The sequence below is a fragment of the Streptomyces sp. NPDC046925 genome, assembly GCF_040644915.1.
Classification (GTDB): Bacteria; Actinomycetota; Actinomycetes; order Streptomycetales; family Streptomycetaceae; genus Streptomyces.
This window is the reverse complement of record NZ_JBEYWZ010000002.1, coordinates 1,331,842-1,355,741: the sequence shown is the minus strand read 5'-3', so window position 1 is coordinate 1,355,741 and position 23,900 is coordinate 1,331,842. Positions and strand designations below refer to the sequence as shown.

The window sequence follows — 23,900 nt, the reverse complement described above, 5'->3', positions numbered from 1 at the left end:
CCCGAACCGTGTGCGCAGCAACTCCCGCCCGGTTGAGGGTTCTTGGTGGTCCACCTCCTTGACATGAGCGCCAGTGACACCCAGCATCGAAGCGCTTCGAATCTTGTGCCGTTCTTCCGTGCCCACCGTTCGCCGCCCGCCAAGGGGATCCGTACGTGACCGCAAGCCCGCCGCCCTTCCGTGACCCCGAACTGCCGCTGGACCAGCGCGTGGACGACCTCCTGTCCCGGCTGACCACCGGCGAACGCATCGCACTCCTGCACCAGTTCACTCCCGGCGTCGAACGGCTCGGCATCGCCCCGTTCCGCACCGGGCAGGAAGCCCTGCACGGCGTCGCCTGGATGGGCCCCGCCACCGTCTTCCCGCAGGCCATCGGCCTCGGCGCCACCTGGAACGACGACCTCGTGCGCCGCATCGGCGAGGCCGTCTCCACCGAGGCACGCGCCATGCGCGCCGAAGACGACCGCGTCGGCCTCAACCTCTGGGCGCCGACGGTGAACCTGCTCCGCCACCCGCTGTGGGGCAGGAACGAGGAGGGCTACTCGGAGGACCCGCGGCTCACCTCCGCGATCGCCGTCGCCTACACCCGCGGCCTGCGGGGCGACCACCCGCACCACTGGCGCACCGCCCCCGTGCTCAAGCACTGGCTGGCCCACAACAACGAGATGCGCCGCGACACGTCGTCCGCCTCCGTACGCCCCCGCGTCCTGCACGAGTACGACCTGCGGGCCTTCCGTGCCGCCGTCGAGGCGGGCGCCGTGGCCGGGGTGATGCCCGCGTACAACCTGGTCAACGGCCGCCCCAACCACCTCTCGCCGTACCTGCGCGAGCACCTGCGCACCTGGACCGACCAGGACCTGCTCGTCTGCTCCGACGCGGGCGCGCCCAGCAACCTCGTCGACTCCGAGAAGTACTTCGACACCCACGAGGAGGCCACCGCGGCGGCGCTCGCCGCGGGCGTGGACAGCTTCACCGACCACGGCACCGACGCGAGCATCATCACCGGACGCATTCAAGGGGCCCTGGAACAGGGCCTGTTGAGCGAGGCCGACATCGACACCGCCGTACGCCGCCATCTCTCCGTACGCTTCCGGCTCGGCGAGTTCGACCCCGGCCAGGGCCCGTACGCCGACCCGGCCACCCACGCCTTCGACACCCCCGCACACCGCGCACTGGCCCGGGAGGCCGCCGAGCAGGCCGTCGTCCTGCTCAAGAACGACGGCCTGCTCCCGCTGCCCGAAGGCACCCGGATCGCGGTCGTCGGACTCCTCGCCGACGCGTGCAAGACGGACTGGTACAGCGGCACCCTGATCCGCCGCAGCACACCCCTCGACGGGCTGCGCGAGCGATTCGGCGCCGACCGGGTCACCTTCACCGAAGGCGTGGACCGGGTGCGCCTGCGGTGCGGGGCCGGCTGGCTGAGGGTGCCGGACGCCGACGAGGACGGCCCGCTCCCGGCCGCCGGGGTCGCCCTCGACCCGGCCCTGCTGAGTGGCCGTACCGACCTGCCGCCGCTGACCTGCGGCCCCGAGCCCACCGAGTTCGCCCTCGTCGACTGGGGATGCGGCGCGTGGACGCTGCGCGCCCCCGACGGCCGCTACCTCTCGGTCGCCGACGACGGATTCGTGCGCGCGTCGGCCGACCAGCCCGGCGGCTGGGTCGTACAGGAGACGTTCGCGCTGGTCGGGCACGGCGACGGGTACCTCATCGAGCACACGGGGACGGGTGGGTACGTCTCTGTCGCCGCCGGCGGCGTGAAGGTTGCCGACGAGCCGGAGGTCTTCGCCGTCGAGTTCGTGGAGCGCGGCGAGGACGCCGTGGCCCGCGCCGCCGCGCAGGCCGACGCCGTGCTCGTCGTCGCCGGGAACGACCCCCACATCAACGGCCGCGAGACCGAGGACCGCTCGACGCTGGCCCTGCCGCCCCACCAGGAGCGGCTGTGGCGCGCGGCACGCGCCGCCAACCCCCGCACCGCCCTTGCCCTCGTCTGCGCCTACCCGTACGCGGTCGCCGACGCCCACGACCGGCTCCCCGCACTGCTGTGGACCGCGCACGGCGGCCAGGCCGCGGGCACCGCCCTCGCCCGGATCATCGCCGGCGACGTCTCCCCGGCCGGACGCCTCCCGCAGACCTGGTACGCCGCCGACACCGACCTCCCCGACCTGCTCGACTACGACGTCATCGGCTCCCGGCAGACCTACCTCTACTTCGACGGCACCCCGCTCTACCCGTTCGGGCACGGCCTGGGCTACTCCTCCTTCGCGTACGACGATCTGGTGGCCGTCCGCGAGGGGGATACGATCCGGGTCTCCTTCACCGTCACCAACACCGGGCCCGTCGCAGCGGACGAGGTGGCCCAGCTCTACACCCGGGCTCCCGCCGATGCCGCCGGGGCGCTCGCCCTGCCGCACCGGCAGCTCGCCGCGCACCGCCGCATCCATCTCGCGCCGGGGGCCGCGCGCCGCCTGGAGTTCCTGCTGCCGGTCTCCGAGCTGGGGTTCTGGGACGTGCGGCACGACCGCTGGGCCGTTGCGCCGGGCGCGCACGAGGTGCAGGCCGGTGCATCGAGCAGTGACATCCGGCTGGCGGCGACCGTCGACATCGAGGGCGCGCCGATCGCCGCACGGCCGGTGCGTGTCGCCGGCCTGGCGGCGACCGGCTACGACGAACAGAGAGCCACCGAGATCGTCGACCGCGCCCGGACGAGCGGCGACGCCGTGCGGGCGGTCGACGGCGGCACGGGTGAACTGCTCTTCCGTTACTGCGACTTCGGCGAAGGAGTGTGCGCCGTCTCGGTCGAGGTCTCCGGCACCGGAGCCGTCGACCTCATCTCGGGAAGCACCGCCACCACCGTCACCGTCCCGGCCACCGGAGGCGTGTACGACTACGCCCCGCACACCTCAGGCTTCACCGCATCGGGCGTGCGCGACCTGCGCGTACGGCTGCGCGGCCCCTTGCGGCTCGCGCGGCTCGCCTTCACGGCCACCGCCCGGCGGGGGTAGAGCGCACGAAGGAAACGGCGCTGCGGCACGACCGGGTGAGGCCGCGCCGCAGCGCCGTGTCACGTGTACGAGGTGTCTTCCCGAAGGCCGGGGCGCCGCTCAGCGCGCCGAGAAGCTGTGCACCGTGCTCGACCGGTAGGTCTGGCCGGGACGCAGCACCGTCGAGGGGAACTTCGGCTGGTTGGGGGAGTCCGGGAAATGCTGCGTCTCCAGGCAGAGCCCGTCGCCCTGCCGGTAGGTGCGCCCCGAAGGCCCGGTGAGGGTGCCGTCGAGGAAGTTCCCCGAGTAGAACTGCACGCCCGGCTCGGTCGTGGCGATCCTCATGCCACGCCCGGACTCCGGATCCCGCAGGGTCGCGAAGTGCTCGGGGCGCTTCGTGATGCCCTTGTCCAGGACCCAGTTGTGGTCGAATCCCTTGGCGGTCACCAGCTGCGGATGCGAGACCCGGATGTCCTCGCCGACGGTCTTCGCGCGCCGGAAGTCGAAGGGCGTCCCCGCCACCTTCGCGAGCTCGCCGGTCGGGATGAGACCGGCGTCGGTGGGCGTGTACCGGGCAGCGGCCAGGGTCAGTTCGTGGCCCAGGATGTCGCCGCTGCCCTCGCCCGCGAGGTTGTAGTACGTGTGGTTCGTCAGGTTCACCACGGTGGCCTTGTCCGTGGTCGCCGCGTAGTCGACGCGCCAGTCGCCGCGCGCGTCGAGCGTGTACGTCACGGTCACCCGCAGAGTTCCGGGGTAGCCCATCTCGCCGTCGACGCTCGTGTAGTGCAGGCGCAGGCCGACCCCGGAGGAGTCCGTGAACGGCTCGACGTCCCACACCCGCGTGTCGAAGCCCTTGGCCCCGCCGTGCAGGCTGTTCTCGCCGTCGTTCACGGAGAGCTGGTACGCCTTGCCGTCCAGGGTGAAGCGGCCCTTGGCGATGCGGTTGCCGTAGCGGCCGATCGTGGCGCCGAAGAACGTGGTCCCGGCGACGTACTCCTCGATGGTGTCGTAGCCGAGGGAGACGTTGGTGTACCGGCCGTGCCGGTCGGGGAGTTCGAGGGACTGCACGATGCCGCCGTACGAGAGCACCTTCATGCGGGTGCCGCCGTTGGCGAGGGACCAGCGGTACACCTTGGTGCCGTCGGCCAGCTTCCCGAAGAGCTCCTTGGCGGGCGTGCGGCCCGCCGAGGCGTACGACGTGCCCGCGACGGCGGTGGTGAGGCCGACCGCGGCGGCCGAGGCCAGAACGGTGCGTCTGCTCGTTTCCATGTGCGGCTCCAGACGTATCAGCTGACGGAGAGGACTAGCGACCGACCTTGCGCTTGTTCCAGACGTCGAAGCCGACCGCCGCGAGCAGCACCAGGCCCTTGATGACCTGCTGGTAGTCGGTTCCGATGTTGACCAGGGACATGCCGTTGTTCAGGACGCCGAGCACCAGACCGCCGATCACGGCGCCCATCACCGTGCCGACGCCGCCGCTCATCGACGCACCGCCGATGAACGAGGCCGCGATCGCCTCCAGTTCGAAGTTCAGACCGGCCTGCGGAGTGCCCGCGTTCAGCCGCGCCGCGTACACACAGCCCGCGAGCGCGGCGAGCACACCCATGTTCACGAAGATCAGGAAGGTGACGCGCTTGTCCTTGACGCCGGAGAGCTTCGCCGCCGCCTTGTTGCCGCCGAGCGCGTACACATGGCGTCCGACGACCGCGTTGCGCATCACATAGCCCAGCGAGATGAGCAGGCCGCACATGATGAGCAGCACCACGGGCACGCCGTGGAAGCTGGCGAGGGTCAGCGTGAAGGCGATGACGGCCGCGGAGATCGCCACCAGCTTCGCCGCCCACAGGCCCGTCGGCATCACGTCGAGGTCGTAGGCCAGTTGCTGCTTGCGGCTGCGCCACTCGCGGAAGACCAGGAAGACGACCGTCACGAGACCGAGCACCAGGGTCGGGTTGTGGTACTGCGTGTACGGGCCCATCTCGGGGATGAACCCCTTGGCGATGTTCTGGAAGCCCTCGGGGAACGGCGAGAGCGACTGGCCCTCCAGGACGATCTGCGTGAGACCGCGGAAGAGCAGCATGCCGGCGAGCGTCACGATGAACGACGGGATGCCGACATAGGCGATGAAGAAGCCCTGCCACGCTCCGGCGACCGCGCCGATGAGGAGCGAGAGGACGAGCGCGAGCACCCAGGGCATGTCGTGTTTGACCATCATCACCGCCGACATGGCGCCCACGAAGGCGACCAGTGAGCCGACGGACAAATCAATATGACCGGCGATGATCACGATCATCATGCCGATGGCCAGGATGAGGATGTAGCCGTTCTGCTGGATCAGGTTGGAGACGTTGTTCGGCAGGAGCAGCGTGCCGTCGGTCCAGATCTGGAACAGGATGACGATGAAGGCCAGGGCGACGAGCATGCCGTACTGGCGCATGTTGGAGCGCACGCTCTGCAGCAGCAGGGCGCCGGTGGACTCCTTGGCGGACGGCTTGGACGAGGTGTCGCGTGGCGGCGTGGTCGTGGTGGTCATGGCGGAGGCCTCAGCTTCTGTTCTTGGTCATGTGGCGCATCAGGAGTTCCTGGGTGGCGTCCGCGCGGTCGACCTCACCGGTCAGCCTGCCCTCGGCCATCGTGTAGATCCGGTCGCACATCCCGAGCAGCTCGGGCAGTTCGGAGGAGATGAACAGCACCGCCTTGCCCGAGGCCGCCAGCTTGTCGATGACGGTGTAGATCTCGTACTTGGCGCCGATGTCGATGCCGCGCGTCGGCTCGTCGAGGATCAGGACCTCGGGGTCGGCGTGGATCCACTTGCTCAGGACGACCTTCTGCTGGTTGCCGCCGGAGAGCCGCCCCACCTGCTCGAAGACGGTGGGGGCCTTGATGTTCATCGACTTGCGGTAGCGCTCGGAGACGGAGCGTTCCTTGTGCTCGTCGACAAAGCCGTCCGTGCGTCGCATGTCCGTGAGCGAGGCCAGCGAGATGTTGCGGTTGATGTTGTCGATCAAGTTGAGGCCGTACTGCTTGCGGTCCTCGGTGACGTAAGCGATGCCGGCGTCGACCGCCGCGGGCACGTTCTTCGTCACGACCTCGCGTCCGCCGACGGCCACCGTGCCGGTGACGTACTGACCGTAGGAACGCCCGAAGACGGACATCGCGAGCTCCGTGCGGCCCGCGCCCATCAGGCCCGCGATGCCGACGATCTCGCCGCGCCGCACGGTCAGCGACACGTCGTCGACGACCTTGCGCTGATGGTCGACCGGATGCCGCACCGTCCAGCCCTCGACGGACAGGGCGAGGGATCCCGCGTCCTCGCCCTCGTAGGGCGTGCGGTCGGGGAAGCGGTTGTCGAGGTCGCGGCCGACCATGCCGCGGATGATGCGGTCCTCCGACAACTGCGGTTCGGCGGACGGCGTCTCACGGACCGTCAGGGTCTCGATGGTCTGCCCGTCGCGCAGGATCGTCACCGAGTCGGTGATGGCCCGGATCTCGTTCAGCTTGTGCGAGATGATGATGCAGGCGATGCCCTGATCGCGCAGCTCCAGGATGAGGTCGAGCAGCTTCGCGCTGTCCTCGTCGTTCAGGGCCGCCGTCGGCTCGTCCAGGATGAGCAGCTTCACCTCCTTCGACAGGGCCTTGGCGATCTCCACCAGCTGCTGCTTGCCCACGCCGATGTCCGCGACCGGAGTCTGCGGCTTGTCGCGTAGGCCGACCCGCTTGAGCAGCGCGCTCGCCCTGCGCAGCGTGTCGTTCCAGTCGATGAAGCCCCGGCTGCTCTGTTCGTTGCCGAGGAAGATGTTCTCGGCGATGGACAGATACGGGACGAGCGCCAGCTCCTGGTGGATGATGACGATGCCGTGCTTCTCGCTGGCGCGGATGTCCTTGAAGGCCATCTGCTTGCCCTCGAAGTGGATCTCGCCGTCGTAACTGCCGTGCTCGTGGACGCCGCTGAGCACCTTCATCAGCGTCGACTTGCCCGCGCCGTTCTCGCCGCAGATCGCGTGGATCTCCCCGGCACCCACGGTCAGATTCACGTCGGAGAGCGCCTTGACGCCGGGGAACGTCTTGGTGATGCCCCGCATCTCCAGTACGGGGGCGCTCACTTGAGCTGTCCTTCCTTGAAGTAGCCCTCGTCGACCAGGAGCTGGGTGTTGGACTTGTCGATGCTGACCGGGTCGAGCAGGAAGGACGGCACGGTCTTCTTGCCGTTGTTGTAGTCCTCGGTGTTGTTGACCTTCGGCTTCTTGTCGTTGAGGACCGCGTCGCCCATGGACACCGTCTGCGCCGCCAGCTTGCGGGTGTCCTTGAACACCGTCTGCGTCTGCTCGCCGCGGATGATGGACTTCACCGACGCGAGCTCCGCGTCCTGCCCGGTGATCACCGGCAGCGGATCGCTCTTGGTGCCGTAGCCCGCGCTCTTCAACGCCGAGATGATGCCGATCGAGATGCCGTCATAGGGCGAGAGGACCGCGTCGACCTTCGCGGAGCCGTAGTTCTTGCTGATCAGGTCGTCCATGCGCTTCTGCGCGGTGCCGCCGTCCCAGCGCAGCGTGGTGGCCTGGTTCATCTTCGTCTGCTTGCTGCGCACGACGAGCTGACCGCTCTTGAAGTACGGCTGGAGCACCTTCATGGCGCCGGTCCAGAAGTACTTGGTGTTGTTGTCGTCCGGCGAGCCCGCGAACAGCTCGATGTTCTTCGCGTCGCCGCCCTTCTCCGGCTTGCCCAGCTTCAGCTTCTCGACGATGTACTGGGCTTCGAGACGGCCGACGCGCTCGTTGTCGAACGACGCGTAGTAGTCGACGTTCTCGGTGCCGAGGATGAGACGGTCGTACGAGATCACGGGGATGCCCGCGTCGGCCGCGCGCTGCAGGACCTCGGTGAGCGCGGAGCCGTCGATGGCGGCCACCACCAGGAGGCTGCGCCCCTTGGTGATCATGTTCTCCAGCTGGGCGATCTGGTTCTCGACCTTGTCGTCGCCGTACTGCAGATCGGTCTTGTAGCCGGCCTTCTGGAACTGCTTGGCCATGTTGTTGCCGTCGGCGATCCACCGCTCGGAGGACTTGGTGGGCATCGCGAGTCCGATGGTGCTGCCCTTGCCCTCGTCCGGTTTGTAGCGGCTGCCGCCCTTGGCCTCCTGGCCGCAGGCGGTCAGCGAGCCCAGCAGGACAACGGTGGCCATGGCGGCGGTGAGTCGCACGCGGGATATGCGGGTTCTCATGGGTCAGTCCCCTTCCGGGACGGGGAAGCGCTGGAGCTCGCCGGGCAGCCGTGCGCCGAGCGGCGACATGCCGCCGTCCGCGCCGTGCCGGGCGAGCAGATCGAGGGTGAGGCGTCCGCGGCGGACCCGCTCGCGGGCGGTGGCCAGGGTGTGATCGCGCAGGTGGGCGCCGTAGGGATAGATGCCGGGTGACTTGCTCAGGCCGAACTTGAGGTACAGCGGGGCGCCGCGCCGGATCAGCTCGGCCGCCTCGTACATCCGGACGTAGCCGCCGAGGTCGTCGGGCGCCTCGACGTACAGGTCCATCGGGGCGCGGCTCGCCCGGCGGATCTCGGTGAGGTGGGCGAGGGTGAGGTCGGAGGGAATGTTGAGGGAGTCGGCGCCGAGCCGCTCGTAGACCGCGTACGAGGCCGGGTTGACCGGGCCGATCAGGGCCGAGACCTTGAACGTGGTGTCGGCGGGCAGCACACCGGCCGCCCGCAGCCGGTGAAGGGTCCACAGCACGCCCTCGTCGGCGACGAGCAGGCACTTCACGCCCAACTCGGTGGCGCGCACGGCGTCTTCGACGCAGCCGGCGAGCGCGTCGTGGCCGCGCGAGCGAAGCCCCGCGCCGCCCGAGTCGGTGCGCGTCGCGGCGCCGATGTCCCAGGTGCCGCGCGGACCCGTGAACAGGCAGAGCTCGATGTCCCGTTCGGCGCAGGCCTCCACCATCTCGGTGATCTCGACGTCGGAGAGCATCCAGATGCCGCTGCCCTGGCTGATCCGGTGGATCGGCACATCGAGCCGCGAGCTCTCCTTCAGGACGACGGCGAGCGCCTCGGGCCCCTCCACGGAGGGAATCTCGGTGCGCCAGGTGCCGCCGTCGGGGAACACGTGCGGGGACGCGTCGGCCGGATCGACGGCGGGTACGGGGTGCCCGATGCGGGCTAGGGCGTCGACGCCGGGGCGGCGGGGTGCTGACGGGCTGGTCACGGGACTCCCATACGCAGTGAATTCTGCTGTGTTCGATATTTCGTACGTCGGTCGGTTCGGTGGGCGTACTTGGCGGACGCCTCGGAGGCGTCTCAGGGGCGCAAGAGCACCTTTCCTGTCTTCGGATCGCCGCCGCCCACCAGCGCGACGGCCTCCCCGAACTGCTCGAGCGGGAACTCGTGCGTGATGAGCGGGGCCGGGTCGAGCAGCCCGAGCCCGAACGCCCGCACCGCGTCCGACCAGGCGGAGGACGGCGCGCCGAAGACGCTGCGCACCTCCAGCTGGCTCAGCGAGAGATGCACCGGATCGATGCCGACGGCGCCGGGCGTGAACATGCCGGTAAGGACCACCCGGCCGCCCCTGCGCGCGAGCAGACAGGACGAGGCGGCCGTGCTCGGCGCCCCCGCGGTCTCCACGACCAGGTCGAAGCGGCCGTGGTACGCCTCCGCCTCACCGGGCGTCAGGCTCTCGCTCGCCCCGAATTCGAGCGCCTGCCTGCCGCGCTCGGCCCGCGGGTCGATCACGACGAGCTCGCCGGGCGACGAGGCGGCGAGGAGCTGCACCGCGAGCATCCCCAGGGTCCCCGCGCCGACCACCGCGATCCGCTCGCCGGGGCTCGGCCGCCCCGTCCGCACCGCGCCCGCGATGACCGCGGCGGGTTCGAGGAGAGCGGCCGCGGCGAGATCCGCGTCCGGGTGCAGGAGATGCAGGAGCCGGGCGGGGACGACCACGTGGTCGGCGAAGGCGCCGGGCTCGGTGAACCCGGTCTCCGCGTACCCGCCGCCGCACAGGCTCGTCTCGCCGCACCGGCAGCGCTCGCAGGTGCCGCAGGCGCGGAACCCCTCGGCGACCGTCTTGTGCCCGGCGAGCGCGGGGTCGACGCCCTCGCCGGTGGCCTCGACGGTGCCGGACCACTCGTGCCCCGGGATCACGGGATAGCGCACGTAGGCGGCGTCCCGGTGACCGTCGTAGACCTCGCGGTCGCTCATGCAGATTCCGGCCGCGGCGACCTTGACCAGGACCTCGCCGGGGCCCGGCTCTGGCCGCGCGCCGACCGTGAGCCGGTGCGTGCCCGGCCGGTCGACGACGATCGCGCGGGATTCGGTGCTCACTTCGCGGCTGCCTTGGGGGAGCGCTTCTCCCAGCCCTCGGCCCACAGGTCGAACCGCGCCTGCTGCTGCGGGAACTCGGCCGCCGCTTCCGTGTCGAGCTCGACGCCGAGGCCCGGCTCGTGCGACACCTCGAAGTAGCCGTCGACCACCTTGGGCGCGCCCTTGACCACCTTCTTGATCTCCGCGTCCGCGAAGTCGTTGAAGTGCTCCAGGATCTTGAAGTTCGTTGTGCAGGCGGCCAGTTGAAGGGAGGCCGCGGTGAGCACCGAGCCGCCGACGTTGTGCGGCGCGATCAGCGTGTAGTGCGTCTCCGCCGTCGCGGCCAGCTTGCGGGTCTCCAGGATGCCGCCGATGTGGCCGAGGTCCGGCTGGATGATGTCGGCGGCCTGGGACTCGAAGAGCTCGCGGAACTCGATCCGGTCGTGGATGCGCTCGCCGGTGGCGATCGGCATGTCCACCTTGGCGGCGACCTTCTCCAGGGCCTTGAGGTTCTCCGGCGGCACCGGCTCCTCAAGCCATGCGGGCCGGAACGGCGCCATCTCCCGCGCCAGGCGCACCGCGGTGGACGGGCTGAAGCGCCCGTGCATCTCCAGCATCAGCTCGGCGTCCGGACCGATCGCGTCCCGGACCGCCTCGATCAGCGAGACCGCGTAGTTCGTGCCCGCCTGGTCGAGCTCGAAGTGCCCGGTCCCGAACGGGTCGATCTTCAGGGCGCGGTAGCCGCGCTCGACGACGGCCAGAGCGGCCTTGTGGTACGCCTCCGGGGTGCGCTCGGTGGTGTACCAGCCGTTCGCGTACGCCTTGACCTTGTCGGTCACCTTCCCGCCGAGGAGCTGCCAGACCGGCACGCCCAGGGCCTTGCCCTTGATGTCCCAGCAGGCCATCTCCACGCAGGCGATGCCCGACATGACGATCTCGCCGGCCCGGCCGTAGTCGCCGTACTTCATCCTCCGCACGAGGTCCTCGACCGCGAACGGGTCGGACCCCACGATGTGGTTGGCCGCCGCCTCCCGGAGGTAGCCGATGAGCGCGTCGGTGCGGCCGAGCATGCGGGTCTCGCCGACGCCGGTGAGGCCTTCGTCGGTGTGGACCTGGACGTAGGTGAGATTGCGCCACGGCGTTCCCACCACGTGCGTGCTGATTCCCGTAATACGCAAGGCAGTTGCCCCTTGGTTGTTCGGTATTTCGTCACACGTTCGAAATGTTGGCGTGACCGTATTCATGCAGGCGGCAGGGTGTCAATGGGTCGCGCAAAACGGTCTTGGGCGCGCGGTCGGACCCCGGGCCGTTGCGCGCCGAACGCGGCAATGGCTAGCCTGTGTTCGTCATATCGATCGTTGACCGAAGTTTCGGACGCCTCTGGGGGCGGACTTCGGACGCACGGGGTGGGAGGCCGACCATGGGACGACTGGTTCCTGCGGTGACCAGGGCGCTGGACATACTGGAACTGTTCCTGGAGGGCGACGGCACGCTGTCCGCCCCCGAGGTGACCCGCAGACTCCAGCTGCCGCGCACCACCGTGCACGAACTCCTGACCACACTCGCCGCCCGCTCCTACCTTGTCCAGATCCCGGACCAGACAGGGCGCTACCGCCTGGGCGTACGCGCCTACCAGCTCGGCAGCCGGTACGCCGAGCAGCTCGACCTGGCCGCGGAGGGGCAGCAGGTGGCCCGCGAGGTCGCCGAGACCTGCGACGAGACGGTCCATGTGGCCGTCCTGGAAGGCACGGACGTCATCTACATAGCCAAGGTGGACTCCACCCACGCGGTGCGCATGGTCTCCGCCGCGGGCCGCAAACTGCCCGCCCACTGCACGTCGGTCGGCAAGATGCTGCTCGCCTCACTGCCCCCGGCCGAGCTCGAAGGCCGCCTGGCGGGACATGAGCTGGTGGCGATGACCCAGAACAGCATCACGGAGCCCGACGCGCTGCTCGCCGCGCTCGCCGGCATCCGGGAGCGCGGGGTCGCGGCCGAACACCGCGAGTCGAACCCGGACGTCAGCTGCGTGGCCGCCCCGGTCCGCGACAGCTCGGGCCAGGTCGTCGCCGCCCTCTCCATCTCCGTGCCGATGATCCGCTGGAGCGAGCAGCGCGAGGACGAACTGGCCGAACTCGCCGCCAAGGGCGCGGACGACCTCTCGGAGCGCCTGGGCCACCGGGGCGTGCGTTAGGTCGTCTCTTGCCGCTGCGGCCGGTTCGCCGACTCCAGGTCCAGGAGCCGCCGCTTGGCGTCGAGGCCGCCCGCGTACCCGGCGAGCGAGCCGTCGGCGGCGACGACCCGGTGGCAGGGGCGCACGACGAGCAGCGGGTTGCGCCCGATCGCCGTGCCCAGGGCGCGGACCGCGGCGCGCGAGATCCCCAGTTGCTCGGCGAGCTTCCCGTACGAGGTGGTCGTGCCGTACGGGAGCGAGTCGAGGGCGTGCCAGACGCGCCGCTGGAAGTCGGTGCCGACGCCGCTCGTGTACTCGACGTCGAAGTGCCGGCGCGTCCCCTCGAAGTAGCCGCGCAGCTGCCCGGCGATCTCGGCGAATGCCCCGTCGTCGCGCACCCACCCGTCCCGGACGACCGCGCCGCCCTTCTGCCCCGGCAGGGACAGCGAGGCAAGGGCGGTGCCGCCGTGCGCGGTGGCCGACTCCTCACCCACCAGCAGCAGCTCGCCCAGCGGGCTCTCGACGGTCGTGTAGACGGCCTTCGCCATGACCTCGGTCATCAGACGCTCCCTGTTTCCCCGGTGACTTTTCCCCGGTGACGCTCCCCAAGTCTGCGGGGTGCGCGGGCGCGCGGCTGGCGGGATTCGGACGTGGCGCTCATGCGGGTGACAGGGTCAGGCGGGCGCCGCTGGTGCGGTCGGACGAGGGCCCGGTCTCCAGAAGGACCTCGCCGGGCTCCACGGCGTGCTCCAGGGCGCGGTCCAGCGACGCCAGGGTATCCGCCCCGACGACGAAGGCGACCTCGGCCTCCTCACCGGGGGCCAGCTCGACCCGGGCGAAACCGCGCAGCTCACGCACGCGCGGCCAGGAGGTGGAGCCCGACACCCGGCGCACATAGAGCTGCACGGTCTCCCGCACCGCACGCGCCCCCGTGTTCGTGACGGCGACCGTGCAGGTGAGCTCCGGATCAGTGACCGGGACCCGGGTGCGCGAAAGCCGGGGCTCCCCGTACGCGACGCTCGTGTACGACAGGCCGTGGCCGAAGGCGTACAGCGCGGTGGCCGGCTGGTCCACGTAACCCCGGTAGCCGTGGTCCTTGGCGTTGTAGAACACCGGAAGCTGGGCGGCCGAGCGCGGCACGGACACGGGCAGCCGTCCCACGGGCTCCGCGCGCCCGAAGAGGATGTCGGCGACGGCCCGCCCGCCCCACGGCCCCGGGTACCACGCCGAGAGTACGGCACCGGCCCGCCCGGACAGCTCCGGCACGGCATGCGGCCGCCCCTGGACGAGGACCACGACGACCGGGGTGCCGGTGGCGGCCACGGCATCGAGGAGCGCCGACTGCCCCTCCGGCAGGCTCAGTTCGGCAAGGTCGACGCCCTCGCCGCACGTCATGCCCGCCGGGGCGCCGGACGCCACGACGGCGGCCCCGTTGCTCTCGAAGCGGGTGTCGGCCTCCCGCGCGCTCGACCCGCCGAGCACGAGCACGGCGGTATCGGCTGCGGCGGCAAGCGCCACCGCCTCCGGGATGCCACCGAGGTCGCCGCCCACCAGCTCGCAGCCCCGCGCGTACGTCACCTCGCTGCCCGGCGGCGCCACGGCCCTGATGCCGTCCAGGACGGTCAGGCCGGTGCCGGGGCGCTGCGGCGCGGTGTAGTCGCCGAGCTGCCGGGGGAGCGAGGCGGCGCCCGGGCCGATGACGGCGACGCGGGACGCGGCAGTCATGGGCAGCGTGGTCCCGTCATGGCTCAGGAGCACGACGGACTCGCGGCCCAGACGCTCGCTCAACTCACGCAGTACGGGCGTGCGTTCAGGCTCCTCGTCCACGTACGGCCGCTCGAAGAGACCCAGGCGGAACTTCAGCGTCAGGACACGGGCGACGGCCGCGTCCAGGGCCTGCTCGGAGACCAGGCCCCGCTCGACCGCCTCGGCGATCCGCGGGAACGCGGCGTCCCACAGACTCAAGTCCGTGCCCGCGTCCAGGGCGAGGGCGCCCGCCGCCACCGGGTCACCGGCGAGGCGTACGAGACGGTCGAGTGCGCACCCGTCCGCCATGACCACGCCCTCGAACCCCCAGCGCTCGCGAAGGAGGCCGGTGAGCAGGTCGCGGTTGGCCGCGCACGGCAGACCGTCGTACTCGTTGTAGGCGGCCATGACGCCCGCCGCCCCGGCGCGGATGCCCGCCCGCGCCGCCACCAGGTGGATCTCGTGGAGTTCCCGCGGTCCCAGCTCGGTGGCCGCGCTGTTGCGGCCGCCGATCGTCGCGCCCTGCCCGGCGAAGTGCTTGAGGACGACCGCCGCCCGGTCCGGGGCGAACACGGCGTCGTCGCCCTGCATGCCCCGCACCAGCGCCCGCGTGAACCGCGCCGCGAGATACGGGTCCTCGCCGAAGCACTCCTCCGCACGTCCCCAGCGCGGATCGCGCACCAGGTCGAGCGCCGAGACCAGGGCGACATGGCCGCCGCGGGCGCGCAGCTCGGCGGCCGCGCCCGCCGCGGCGGCCTCGTACAGCTCCGGGTCCCAGGTCGCGCCCACCGCGAGATTCACCGGCAGGACCGTGCCGTCCAGGGCCTGATGGCCGTGCGGCACCTCCTCGACCAGCAGGACCGGAATGCCGAGCCGGGTGCCCGTCACGACGTGCCGCTGCACCGCGTTCGCGACGCGCGCCGCGTCCGCGGCGGTGATGCCGTCCGCGAACGTCACACCCGACCACGGGTCGGCGCGCTGGAGGCCGTACAGCGCGCCCATCCCGTCGAACGCGGCGACCTCGGCGCGGAAGGCGTCCGTCAGACGGTGACCGCCCTGTGCACCGGCCGTCCGCTCGTACGCGTCCCAGCCGTACATCCGCTGGTTGACCTGGCCGGCCTTCTCGGTGAGCGTCATCCGGGAGAGCAGGTCGCGCACCCGGTCGGCGACGGGAGCGCCCGCGTCCCGGTACAGCGGCGCGCTCATCGCACTTCGAGGACGCACACGCCGAACGGGACGAGCCGTACCTCCGCCACCGCCTCACGCGTGTCCAGGTCGTGCAGCGAACCGTCCACCGCCGGGCGCACCGTCACTTCCTCGTCCGACTGGCTGACCAGCCACACGAACCGCCGCCCGTCCTCGTGCACCAGGACGTCCGCGGAGACGTAGGGGCTGTCGACCGTCACCGACCGCTCCACGCCCGCGATCTCGGCCAGGGCCGCGTACAGACGGTGGGTCTGCTCCGGGTTGACGCGGGCCGTGCGCGCGGCCATGTGCTCAAGGGGGTAGGTGGCAAGGACCGTACGGCCGCTTCCCGTCTCGTTGACCAGGAGCGCGGGACGGCCGTGTGCGTCCTTGGCCACGACCCGCGCCCCCGTCGGGACGACCGGCAGGTAGGCGCGGCTGTCCTCGTTGCCCGCCACGGGGAAGCGCAGGGTCTCGCCCGCGGGGATGCCGCCGAACTCCTCGGTGAAGGTCATCTCCAGGACGTCGTCCTCGATGGGCTCGGCCACCCCGTAGGAGAGCTGGAGCTCGACGCCGAAGAGCCCGTCCAGGTCGTCGAACCACGGGCCGCGCGTCCCCGGGTGCTCGCCGGAGCAGAACGACAGGTACACCGTGGCGCCCTCGCGGGCCCGCCGTTCGAGCTCGCGCCGGGTGCGGGTCGTGAACTGCCGGGTGGACGGCAGGAGATACAGCGCCGCATCCCCCGGAAGCCCGTCCGCCTCCCGCGTGAGGGCCACCGGGAGATCGGCGCCGCGTGCGGCGACGTACCCCTGGTGGAGGGAGGTGAAGATCAGCGGGCGGTCGGCGGGGCGGCTGTAGGGGTAGCCGCGCTCCAGGAACGCGGGGACGACGAGCGCCGCGTCCGCGTCCGAGCGGCGGCAACGCGCGAAGTCGACCTGCTCCAGGATGTCGGAGAACGCGGCTATCTCGACGAGCGGGGTCTTCGGGGCGCCGGTGCTGTCCGTGATGCCGAAGTGCATCTCGAAGGGGTGATGGTCGTAGGGCGACTGGTCCCACAGATCGTCGTAGTCGGTGTTGTTCCAGGCCATCCAGCCGGTCGCGCCGCCGAGCAGGGAGTTGTGGAGCGTCTGGCGGTAGTAGATGCCCGCGTTCTCCGCCGAGACGGTGTCCGTCGAGAGCCCGAACTCCTCCAGGATCACCGGCTGTTCGGTGACGCCCGCCAGTTCGCACTCGAAGGCGGCGCGGTAGTGCTGACGTACGCGGTCCGTGTCCGACCGGTAGACGTGCGGGCCCACGAAGTCGACGTACTCGGCCGTGTCCCGCAGCGAGAAGCCGTTGTCGCGGCCCGTCACCTCGATGCCCCACGCGCCGTCGCCGAGCGACACCGGCTGGGTGCCGCCTGCCGCGCGCACCGCGTCGCACATGAACTGCGCCCAGGCGGTGACGACATCGCTGGAGGGCGGGTCCACTTGGTAGATGCGGCCGTAGCCCGGCATCTCGTTGGTGATGAGCCAGCCCGTCACCGCCGGGTGGACCTTGAAGCGGCGCGTCATCTGCGACACGAACCACGACTGGCGGCCGACCAGCCACACGTCCTCGTAGAGGTCGCGGTCCCCGCGCCACGCCGGGTCCCAGTTCTCGCCCGACATGTGGCCGACGATGAAGGTGGGCACCGTGCCCATTCCCAGCTCGGTGTGCGCGTCGAGGAAGTCGCGGAAGCGCTCGCACAGCTCCTCGTCGATGCGGTGCGGCTCGGGGTGGAAGTCCGGCCAGTAGAAGAAGGAGCGGGTCATCGTCATGCCGTGCTCGCGCAGCACGGACAGTTCCTCGCGGACCGTCTTCGGGTCGTAGTTCCGCCACATCAGCGGACCGCCGGTGCGGGACCAGAAGTTGGCGCCGATCCAGGGCAGGATGGCGGAGTCGTGGGTGAGCCGGGCGCTGTGGCGTCGCATGGTGGTACTCAGGTCTTTCCGTACGGGGGTGGAGAAGTGATCAGAAGCGGAGGCGGTCAGCGGGCGGGACCCGTCGACTCGCGGACCACGAGCCGTGGCCGTTCGTCGAGCGCGACGGGCGGCACGTCCTCGCCGCACTGCGCGAGCAGCGCACGCGCGGCGGCCGCACCGACCCGCTGCACCTGCTGGTCGACGGTCGTCAGACGAGGGTGCAGCCAGTGGCCGATCGGCAGGTTGTCGTAGCCGACCACGGACAGGTCGTCGGGGACGCGCAGTCCCGCGCGCTGGGCGGCGCCGATGCCGCACACCGCCATGGAGTCGTTGGCGTACATGACGGCGGTGGGACGCTGCTCCATGCCGAGCAGCTCCTCGGTCGCGGCGACGGCCGCGGCCTCGGAGAAGTCGGTGCTCAGAACGGCGGCCGGGGCAAGTCCCTTGAGCAGCAGGGTCTCCTCGAAGACCGCGCGGCGCAGCCCCGTGTGCAGCAGTTCGCCGGGCCCCGACACATAGGCGATGCGCCGGTGACCGAGCTCGATGAGGTGGTCGACGGCTTCGTGTATGCCGGCGCCCTGGTTGCCCAGGCCCACGGTCGGCACGGGCGCGTCCGGGTGGGGCGCGCCGAGCAGCACGGCGGGCAGGCCGAGGCCCCGCAGGAGCGGCGGGCGCGGATCGTCGGCGCGGGCGTCGGTCAGGACGGCGCCGTCGACGCGGCCCTCGGCGGCGAGCCGTTCGTACAGCGCGCTCTCCTCGGCCACGTCCGTGACCAGGTGGAGCAGCAAGCCGTAGCCGCGCGGGGCGAGTTCGCCCTCCAGACCGGTGATCAGCTCGGTGAAGTGCGGGTCCGCGCCGAGCACGTCCGTGGGGCGGCGCACCACCAGGGCGAGCGTGCGGGTACGGGCGCTGCGCAGGGCCGTCGCCGTGGCGCTCGGCGACCAGCCGAGCTCGGCGGCGGCGTCCTGGATGCGGCGCCGGGTCGCCTCGGAGATGCGGCCCTTGGCGTTGAACGCCTGGGAGACGGCGGCCGTGGAGACCCCGGCCGCCGCGGCGACCGCCTTGATGGTCGGACGTGCGCCGCTGTCCCTGCGGGGTGCCTCGCTGTCCCTGCGGGATGCTTCCGGAGTGTTCACATCTTCACCGCCCCACTGACGAGGGCCTGCTGCATCCGCTTCTGCAACACCGTGTAGACGGCCCATACCGGTACGAGAGTCAGTACCGTACCGGCGGTCAGGACCCCGTAATCCGTCCCCGTCAGGGACTTGAGGGTGGGCAGGGCGACCTGCACGGTGCGCTGGGACGGGTCGGGGCCGATGATGACGAGCGAGTACAGGTACTCGTTCCAGAACGTCAGGAAGTTCAGGAGCAGCACCGTCGCGATGCCGGGCATGCACATCGGCGTATAGACGTGCCGCAGGACCCCGAACGTGGAGGCGCCGTCGATGCGGGCCGCCTCCTCCATCTCCTTGGGGATGGTCCGCATGAACTGCACCAGGATGACCACGGACAGCGGCATCGCGGTGGCGGGCAGGAAGAGCACCATGAACAGGCGCGTGTGGAAAAGCCCCGTCGCCGCGGCGAGCAGGAACGTCGGGAAGAGCGCGGCGAACGTCGGGATGAGGAAGCCGAGCGAGAAGACCTTCTCCACGAAGGCGCCGAGGCGGCCCGTCGAGCGGGCGATCGCGAACGCCGCCGGGATCGCGAGCACCAGGGTCAGCGCGAGCGAGAAGAACGTCACGAGCGCCGAGTTGACGACCGCGAGCCCCAGATCGGCGCTCTCGAAGGCCGTGCCGAAGTTGCCGAAGGAGAACGAGGTGGGCAGGGAGAAGGGGCTGGCGAAGATCTCTTCGTTCGTCTTGAAAGCCGAGGCCAGCAGGTAGTAGAGGGGCACGACGAGCAGCGCCGCGTACGCCCAGGCCAGGATGTGCGCGGGCAGCCAGGACTTTCCGTGCTTCATGGTGACCGGCTCCAATCGGGGGTCAATCGGGGGCGTACGGCGTCAGTAGTTCTGGCGGAACGCGCGGCGGATGGTGAGCAGGCCGACCAGGCCGACCAGGAAGAGGATCACGCCGACGGTCTGGCTGTAGCCGAGGTCGGCCGCGATGAACGCCTTCTGGTAGACGAGGAACGACAGCGTGGTCGACGAACTGCCGGGACCGCCCTGCGTGAGCAGCAGGACGTGCTGCGCCGACCCGAAGAACGTCCAGAGGAACTGGAGCATCGTCACCACGCCCACGTAGTCGCGGATGACCGGGAAGTGCACGCCCCACATCGTCCGCCAGTGCCCGGCGCCGTCCAATTGCGCGGCCTCGCCGATCTCCTCGGGCACACTGCCGAGCCGGGCCGCGAACAGGACGGCGGTGAAGCCGATGCCGCCCCAGATGTCGAGCACGATCAGACAGGCCAGCGCCGTCGACGGAGAGGCCAGCCAGGCGTCGGTCACCGAGCCCAGACCCACCGACTTCAGCGCGCCGTTGACCAGGCCGTCGGGGGAGAGCGCCGCGTAGAAGACCATCGCCTTGGCCGGGGTGGAGATCAGGCCGGGGATGAAGAGCAGATAGCGCAGGACGCGGTGGCCCGGCGGCTTCTGCGCCACGTAGTAGCCCAGCATGTACGCGCACACGATCATGATCGGCAGCGCGATGGCCAGCTGGACCGCCGTATTGCGCACGGCGTCCCAGAACACCGGATCGTCGAAGACCGTACGGACGTTGTCCCACCCGGCGAACGAGACCGGCTGCAGCATGCCCGGCCAGTGCAGGGCCGCGATCACGAAGATCGCGATCATCGGCCCGACCATGAAGACCAGGTACCAGACCAGGGCGGGGACGGCGAGGATCGTGCCGCCCTCGCGGCGGCGCTTGCGCACGGGTGGCTCGGAGGGGGCGGGGCGGACCTCGGTCCCGCCCGGCGTCGACAGCGTTGTCGTCATCTCGGGTGACTCCCAGGAAGCTCGGGCGGCTCGGGCGGGCGGCTCATGCGGTGCGGTACGCGGCTTCGAGCACGGAGCGCACCCTGGCGGGGCTCGTGCCCCGGGTGAACGCCGTGCTGGTCGCGGTGATCAGCGGCTGTGTCGCGGCCGGCGGGACGCAGACGTCGGGCAGCAGGGCCTCGCTGACGTCGTCGCCGAGCTTCTGCGCGTCGGCGACCAGCGGGAAGTCCGTGCTGAGGGTGTCCGAGCGCAGGGCCATGTCGCGCCCGCTCTCCTTGATGAAACGCGAGACGGTCTCCGGCCGGTACATGAAGCGCAGGAACTTCTCGACGGCGTCCAGCTTCTTCGTGCCGTTGGGGCTGATCCAGAAACCGATGAGGGTGTAGGTGCGCAGGATCGTCGGCTTGTCGTGCGCGGCGTGCGGCGCCAGCGGCCAGCCGCCGACCTCGGTGTGCCGGGCGATCTTGTCGGGGACCTTGGCGAGCGCCGAGGACATCGCGGACTGGATGGCGGCGTGGCCCGTGTTGAACTGCGTCGTCATCGTGTCGGACGTCAGGCCCTGCGCCTTGTCGGCGAAGACCCCGGCGTCGCGCAGGGCGGTGAAGTACTCGATGCCCTCGCGGGCGCCCCGGCCGCCGAAGTCGCCGCTCGTGAAGACCTTCTGCGCCTCCTCGGGGGTGAGGAAGGTCTGGATGATCTGGGCGAGGAGCTTCTGGCCCGTCCAGTCGTTGCCGCCGACGGTCACCGGGGCGATGCCCTTGGCGCGGAGCTTGCGTGCCGCGGAGATCAGCTGGTCGCCGGTGGTGGGGATCGCGTCGACACCGGCCCTGTCGAGCAGCGCGGTGTTGTAGGCGACCGGCCAGTTGGTGGCGAAGTAGGGGAAGGCGCGCAGCCGCCCCTTGCCGTCGGTCCAGGCGTCCAGGGCGACGGGCAGGACGCGCTCGCGCAGCCCCCAGTCGTCCATGTAGCCCTTCACGTCGACGGTGGCCCCGACATCGGTCCAGGCCAGCGTCTTGTCGTAGAGGTTCACCATGACGACGTCCGGCTCCTTGCGGGCCAGGCGCGAGGTCTCGTAGACCTGCGCGAGATCGTCGCCGTTCACGAGGTTCTTCACCTTCAGGCCGGGGTTCTCGTCCCGGAAGGTGTTCAGGGCGGACAGATAGGTGGGCGAGCCCGGCGCGGTGGTGCCCAGCTGGCTGTGCACCACGAGCGTGTCGGGATCGGAATCCGCCGACGCCAGCGTGGAACAGCCGGCGAGGGCGGGCAGGGTGGTGGCGGCGGCCAGGCCTGAACCTGCGGCGAGGAAGCCGCGCCGACTCATCGTTGAGCGCACAGCGGGATGTCTCCAACCAGGGCGATGACAACCAGGGGTTAATCGATATACCTGCGGGGGTGCGAGGAGACTAGAAGCGCTTCGTTGAATGGTCAATCCCCTGTTGCGCACCGCGAATCTTCCGACAAAACCGGCAAATCACTCAGGATCGATCGCGATCGATCACGGTGGGTCACGAGATCTGCGTCTCGGTTTTTATGCAACTAGTTGCACAAGGGGTCGGCGTCCTCTAGAACTGTCCTGACGACACACGCCGTACGGAGGGCCCGCATGAGCCGCTACCCGAACCTGCTGAGCCCGCTCGACCTGGGCTTCACCACGCTGCCCAACCGGGTCCTGATGGGATCCATGCACGTGGGCCTGGAGGAGGCGCCGAACGGTTTCGAGCGGATGGCGGAGTTCTACGCGACCCGCGCGCGCGGCGGTGTCGGCCTCATCGTCACCGGCGGCATCGCCCCGAACGAGCTCGGCCGCCCCTGGGACGGCGGCGCCAAGCTGACCACCGAGGCGGAGGCCGAGAAGCACGCGGGCGTCACGGCCGCCGTGCACGCGGCGGGCGGCAAGATCGCCATGCAGATCCTGCACTTCGGGCGGTACGCCTACCACGAGGGCCTGGTCGCGCCGAGTGCGATCAAGGCGCCGATCAGCCCCTTCGTGCCGCGCGCCCTGACCGACGACGAGGTCGAGCAGACCATCGAGGACTTCGTGCGCGCCGCGGAACTTGCCAAGCGCGCGGGCTACGACGGCGTCGAAGTCATGGGCTCCGAGGGCTACTTGATCAACGAGTTCATCGCGGCCCCCACCAACCAGCGCGAGGACCGCTGGGGCGGCGCCTACGAGAACCGCATCCGCTTCCCCGTCGAGATCGTCCGGCGCATACGCGAGCGCGTCGGCGCGGACTTCATCATCATCTACCGCCTGTCCATGCTGGACCTGGTCCCCGGCGGCTCCACCCTCGAAGAGGTCGTCCACCTCGCCAAGGAGATCGAGGCCGCGGGCGCCACGATCATCAACACCGGCATCGGCTGGCACGAGGCACGCATCCCCACCATCGCGACCTCGGTGCCGCGCGGCGCGTACACCTTCGTCACGAAAAAGGTCATGGGCGAGGTCTCCGTGCCGCTCGTCACCACCAACCGCATCAACACCCCCGAGATCGCAGAGCAGTTGCTCGCCGACGGCGCCGCCGACATGGTGTCCCTGGCCCGTCCGCTCCTCGCCGACCCGGACTTCGTCGCCAAGGCGCAGGCCGAGCAGCCCGACGCCATCAACACCTGCATCGGCTGCAACCAGGCCTGCCTGGACCACACCTTCAACCTGCAGATCACCTCCTGCCTGGTGAACCCGCGCGCCTGCCACGAGACCGAACTCGTCCTCGCGCCGACCCGGCACAAGAAGCGCGTCGCGGTCGTCGGCGCGGGCCCCGCCGGGCTCGCCTTCGCGGTGTCGGCGGCCGAGCGCGGCCACGACGTCACGCTCGTCGACGCGGCGTCCGAGATCGGCGGCCAGCTCAACGTCGCCCGCAAGGTCCCCGGCAAGGAAGAGTTCGACGAGACCCTGCGCTACTACCGCACGCAGCTCGAACTGCACGGCGTGAACGTCCAGTTGAACACTCGCGCCACCGCGGACGACCTCGCGAAGGCCGCGTACGACGAGGTCGTCGTCGCCACCGGCGTCACCCCCCGCACCCCCGAGATTCCCGGCATCGACCACCCCAGCGTGGTGGGCTACCTCGACGTGCTGCGCGACAGCGCGCCCGTGGGGGAGCGGGTCGCGATCATCGGCGCGGGCGGCATCGGCTTCGACGTCGCCGAGTACCTCACCGACAGCGGCGACAAGGCGAGCCTGGACCCGGCGACGTACTTCCGGCAGTGGGGCGTCGACATGGACTACAAGGACCGCGGCGGCCTGACCGCGCCCGACCGCCCGGCCCCGCCGCGCTCCGTGCACCTCCTGCAGCGCAAGACGTCCAAGGTCGGCCAGGGCCTCGGCAAGACCACGGGCTGGATCCACCGCACCGAACTGCGCTACCGCGGCGTCACGATGGTCGCGGGCGCGAGCTACGACCTCATCGACGACGCGGGCCTGCACATCACGGTCGACGGGCAGTCCACGCTCATCCCCGTCGACACGGTCGTCCTGTGCTCCGGCCAGGACCCGCGCCGCGACCTGTACGAGGAGCTGCTCGCCGCCGGGCTGAGCGCGCACCTCATCGGGGGCGCGGACGTGGCCGCCGAGCTGGACGCCAAGCACGCCATCAAGCAGGGCACGGAGCTGGCCGCGGCGCTGTGACACCGGGTGTTCCGTGACGCCGGGCGACCCGTCG

17 protein-coding genes are annotated in these 23,900 nt (G+C 70.6%); 3 read left to right on the top strand and 14 right to left on the bottom strand.

The features are described from left to right. Positions 1-155 precede the first annotated feature (155 nt). Positions 156-3,002 (top strand): glycoside hydrolase family 3 C-terminal domain-containing protein, encoded by a 2,847-nt coding sequence (locus ABZ906_RS12660; RefSeq protein ID WP_361381052.1) that lies wholly within the window; start codon positions 156-158, stop codon positions 3,000-3,002. A gap of 99 nt (positions 3,003-3,101) precedes the next feature. On the opposite strand, the gene ABZ906_RS12655 is transcribed toward ABZ906_RS12660, so the two are convergent. The 7 genes from ABZ906_RS12655 to ABZ906_RS12625 form a co-directional block, all read right to left on the bottom strand. Then, positions 3,102-4,250 carry an aldose epimerase family protein gene (locus tag ABZ906_RS12655; protein ID WP_361381049.1) on the bottom strand — a complete coding sequence of 383 codons (1,149 nt, stop codon included), beginning with the start codon at positions 4,248-4,250 and terminating at the stop codon, positions 3,102-3,104. Between the two features lie 34 nt (positions 4,251-4,284). Further along, positions 4,285-5,514 carry a multiple monosaccharide ABC transporter permease gene (gene mmsB / locus ABZ906_RS12650; RefSeq protein WP_361183310.1) on the bottom strand — a complete coding sequence of 410 codons (1,230 nt, stop codon included), beginning with the start codon at positions 5,512-5,514 and terminating at the stop codon, positions 4,285-4,287. A gap of 10 nt (positions 5,515-5,524) precedes the next feature. After that, positions 5,525-7,063, bottom strand: coding sequence for a multiple monosaccharide ABC transporter ATP-binding protein (mmsA, locus tag ABZ906_RS12645; protein WP_361381451.1), 1,539 nt, complete (start codon positions 7,061-7,063; stop codon positions 5,525-5,527). 17 nt (positions 7,064-7,080) lie between these two features. After that, entirely contained in the window at positions 7,081-8,199 is a 1,119-nt protein-coding gene (chvE, locus tag ABZ906_RS12640; protein WP_361381046.1) for a multiple monosaccharide ABC transporter substrate-binding protein, read from the bottom strand. 3 nt (positions 8,200-8,202) lie between these two features. Beyond that, positions 8,203-9,171 (bottom strand): hypothetical protein, encoded by a 969-nt coding sequence (locus ABZ906_RS12635; RefSeq protein WP_361381043.1) that lies wholly within the window; start codon positions 9,169-9,171, stop codon positions 8,203-8,205. A gap of 92 nt (positions 9,172-9,263) precedes the next feature. Then, a complete protein-coding gene (locus ABZ906_RS12630) occupies positions 9,264-10,283 on the bottom strand; it encodes an alcohol dehydrogenase catalytic domain-containing protein (RefSeq protein WP_361381040.1) in 1,020 nt (339 codons plus the stop codon). Beyond that, a complete protein-coding gene (locus ABZ906_RS12625; protein ID WP_361381037.1) occupies positions 10,280-11,440 on the bottom strand; it encodes a mandelate racemase/muconate lactonizing enzyme family protein in 1,161 nt (386 codons plus the stop codon). Before ABZ906_RS12625 ends, ABZ906_RS12630 begins: the two co-directional genes overlap by 4 nt. 242 nt (positions 11,441-11,682) lie before the next feature. Here ABZ906_RS12625 and ABZ906_RS12620 point away from each other — a divergent pair, with 242 nt between their 5' ends. After that, entirely contained in the window at positions 11,683-12,453 is a 771-nt protein-coding gene (locus ABZ906_RS12620; protein ID WP_361381034.1) for an IclR family transcriptional regulator, read from the top strand. Here the strand turns inward: ABZ906_RS12620 and ABZ906_RS12615 are convergent. From ABZ906_RS12615 to ABZ906_RS12585, 7 genes are all read right to left on the bottom strand, one after another. Continuing rightward, positions 12,450-12,992 (bottom strand): methylated-DNA--[protein]-cysteine S-methyltransferase, encoded by a 543-nt coding sequence (locus tag ABZ906_RS12615; protein ID WP_361381031.1) that lies wholly within the window; start codon positions 12,990-12,992, stop codon positions 12,450-12,452. The genes ABZ906_RS12620 and ABZ906_RS12615 overlap by 4 nt on opposite strands. 97 nt (positions 12,993-13,089) lie before the next feature. Continuing rightward, on the bottom strand, positions 13,090-15,384 hold the full coding sequence (locus ABZ906_RS12610; protein WP_361381028.1) for a glycoside hydrolase family 3 N-terminal domain-containing protein: 2,295 nt from the start codon (positions 15,382-15,384) through the stop codon (positions 13,090-13,092). After that, a complete protein-coding gene (locus tag ABZ906_RS12605; RefSeq protein ID WP_361381025.1) occupies positions 15,381-17,315 on the bottom strand; it encodes a cellulase family glycosylhydrolase in 1,935 nt (644 codons plus the stop codon). The genes ABZ906_RS12610 and ABZ906_RS12605 overlap by 4 nt, the downstream gene beginning before the upstream one ends. Positions 17,316-17,371: 56 nt before the next feature. Further along, the gene (locus ABZ906_RS12600) at positions 17,372-18,373 is read right to left on the bottom strand and encodes a LacI family DNA-binding transcriptional regulator (protein WP_361183561.1); all 1,002 of its coding nucleotides are present in this window, start codon (positions 18,371-18,373) and stop codon (positions 17,372-17,374) included. Between the two features lie 65 nt (positions 18,374-18,438). Beyond that, entirely contained in the window at positions 18,439-19,266 is an 828-nt protein-coding gene (locus ABZ906_RS12595; protein ID WP_361381022.1) for a carbohydrate ABC transporter permease, read from the bottom strand. A gap of 42 nt (positions 19,267-19,308) precedes the next feature. Then, positions 19,309-20,241, bottom strand: a complete 933-nt coding sequence (locus ABZ906_RS12590; protein WP_361381019.1) for a sugar ABC transporter permease — start codon at positions 20,239-20,241, stop codon at positions 19,309-19,311. 43 nt (positions 20,242-20,284) lie between these two features. Then, the gene (locus ABZ906_RS12585; RefSeq protein WP_361381016.1) at positions 20,285-21,574 is read right to left on the bottom strand and encodes an ABC transporter substrate-binding protein; all 1,290 of its coding nucleotides are present in this window, start codon (positions 21,572-21,574) and stop codon (positions 20,285-20,287) included. Between the two features lie 270 nt (positions 21,575-21,844). On the opposite strand from ABZ906_RS12585, the gene ABZ906_RS12580 reads away from it, so the two are divergent. Next, positions 21,845-23,866 (top strand): NADPH-dependent 2,4-dienoyl-CoA reductase, encoded by a 2,022-nt coding sequence (locus ABZ906_RS12580; RefSeq protein ID WP_361381013.1) that lies wholly within the window; start codon positions 21,845-21,847, stop codon positions 23,864-23,866. The last annotated feature ends 34 nt before the right edge of the window (positions 23,867-23,900 follow it).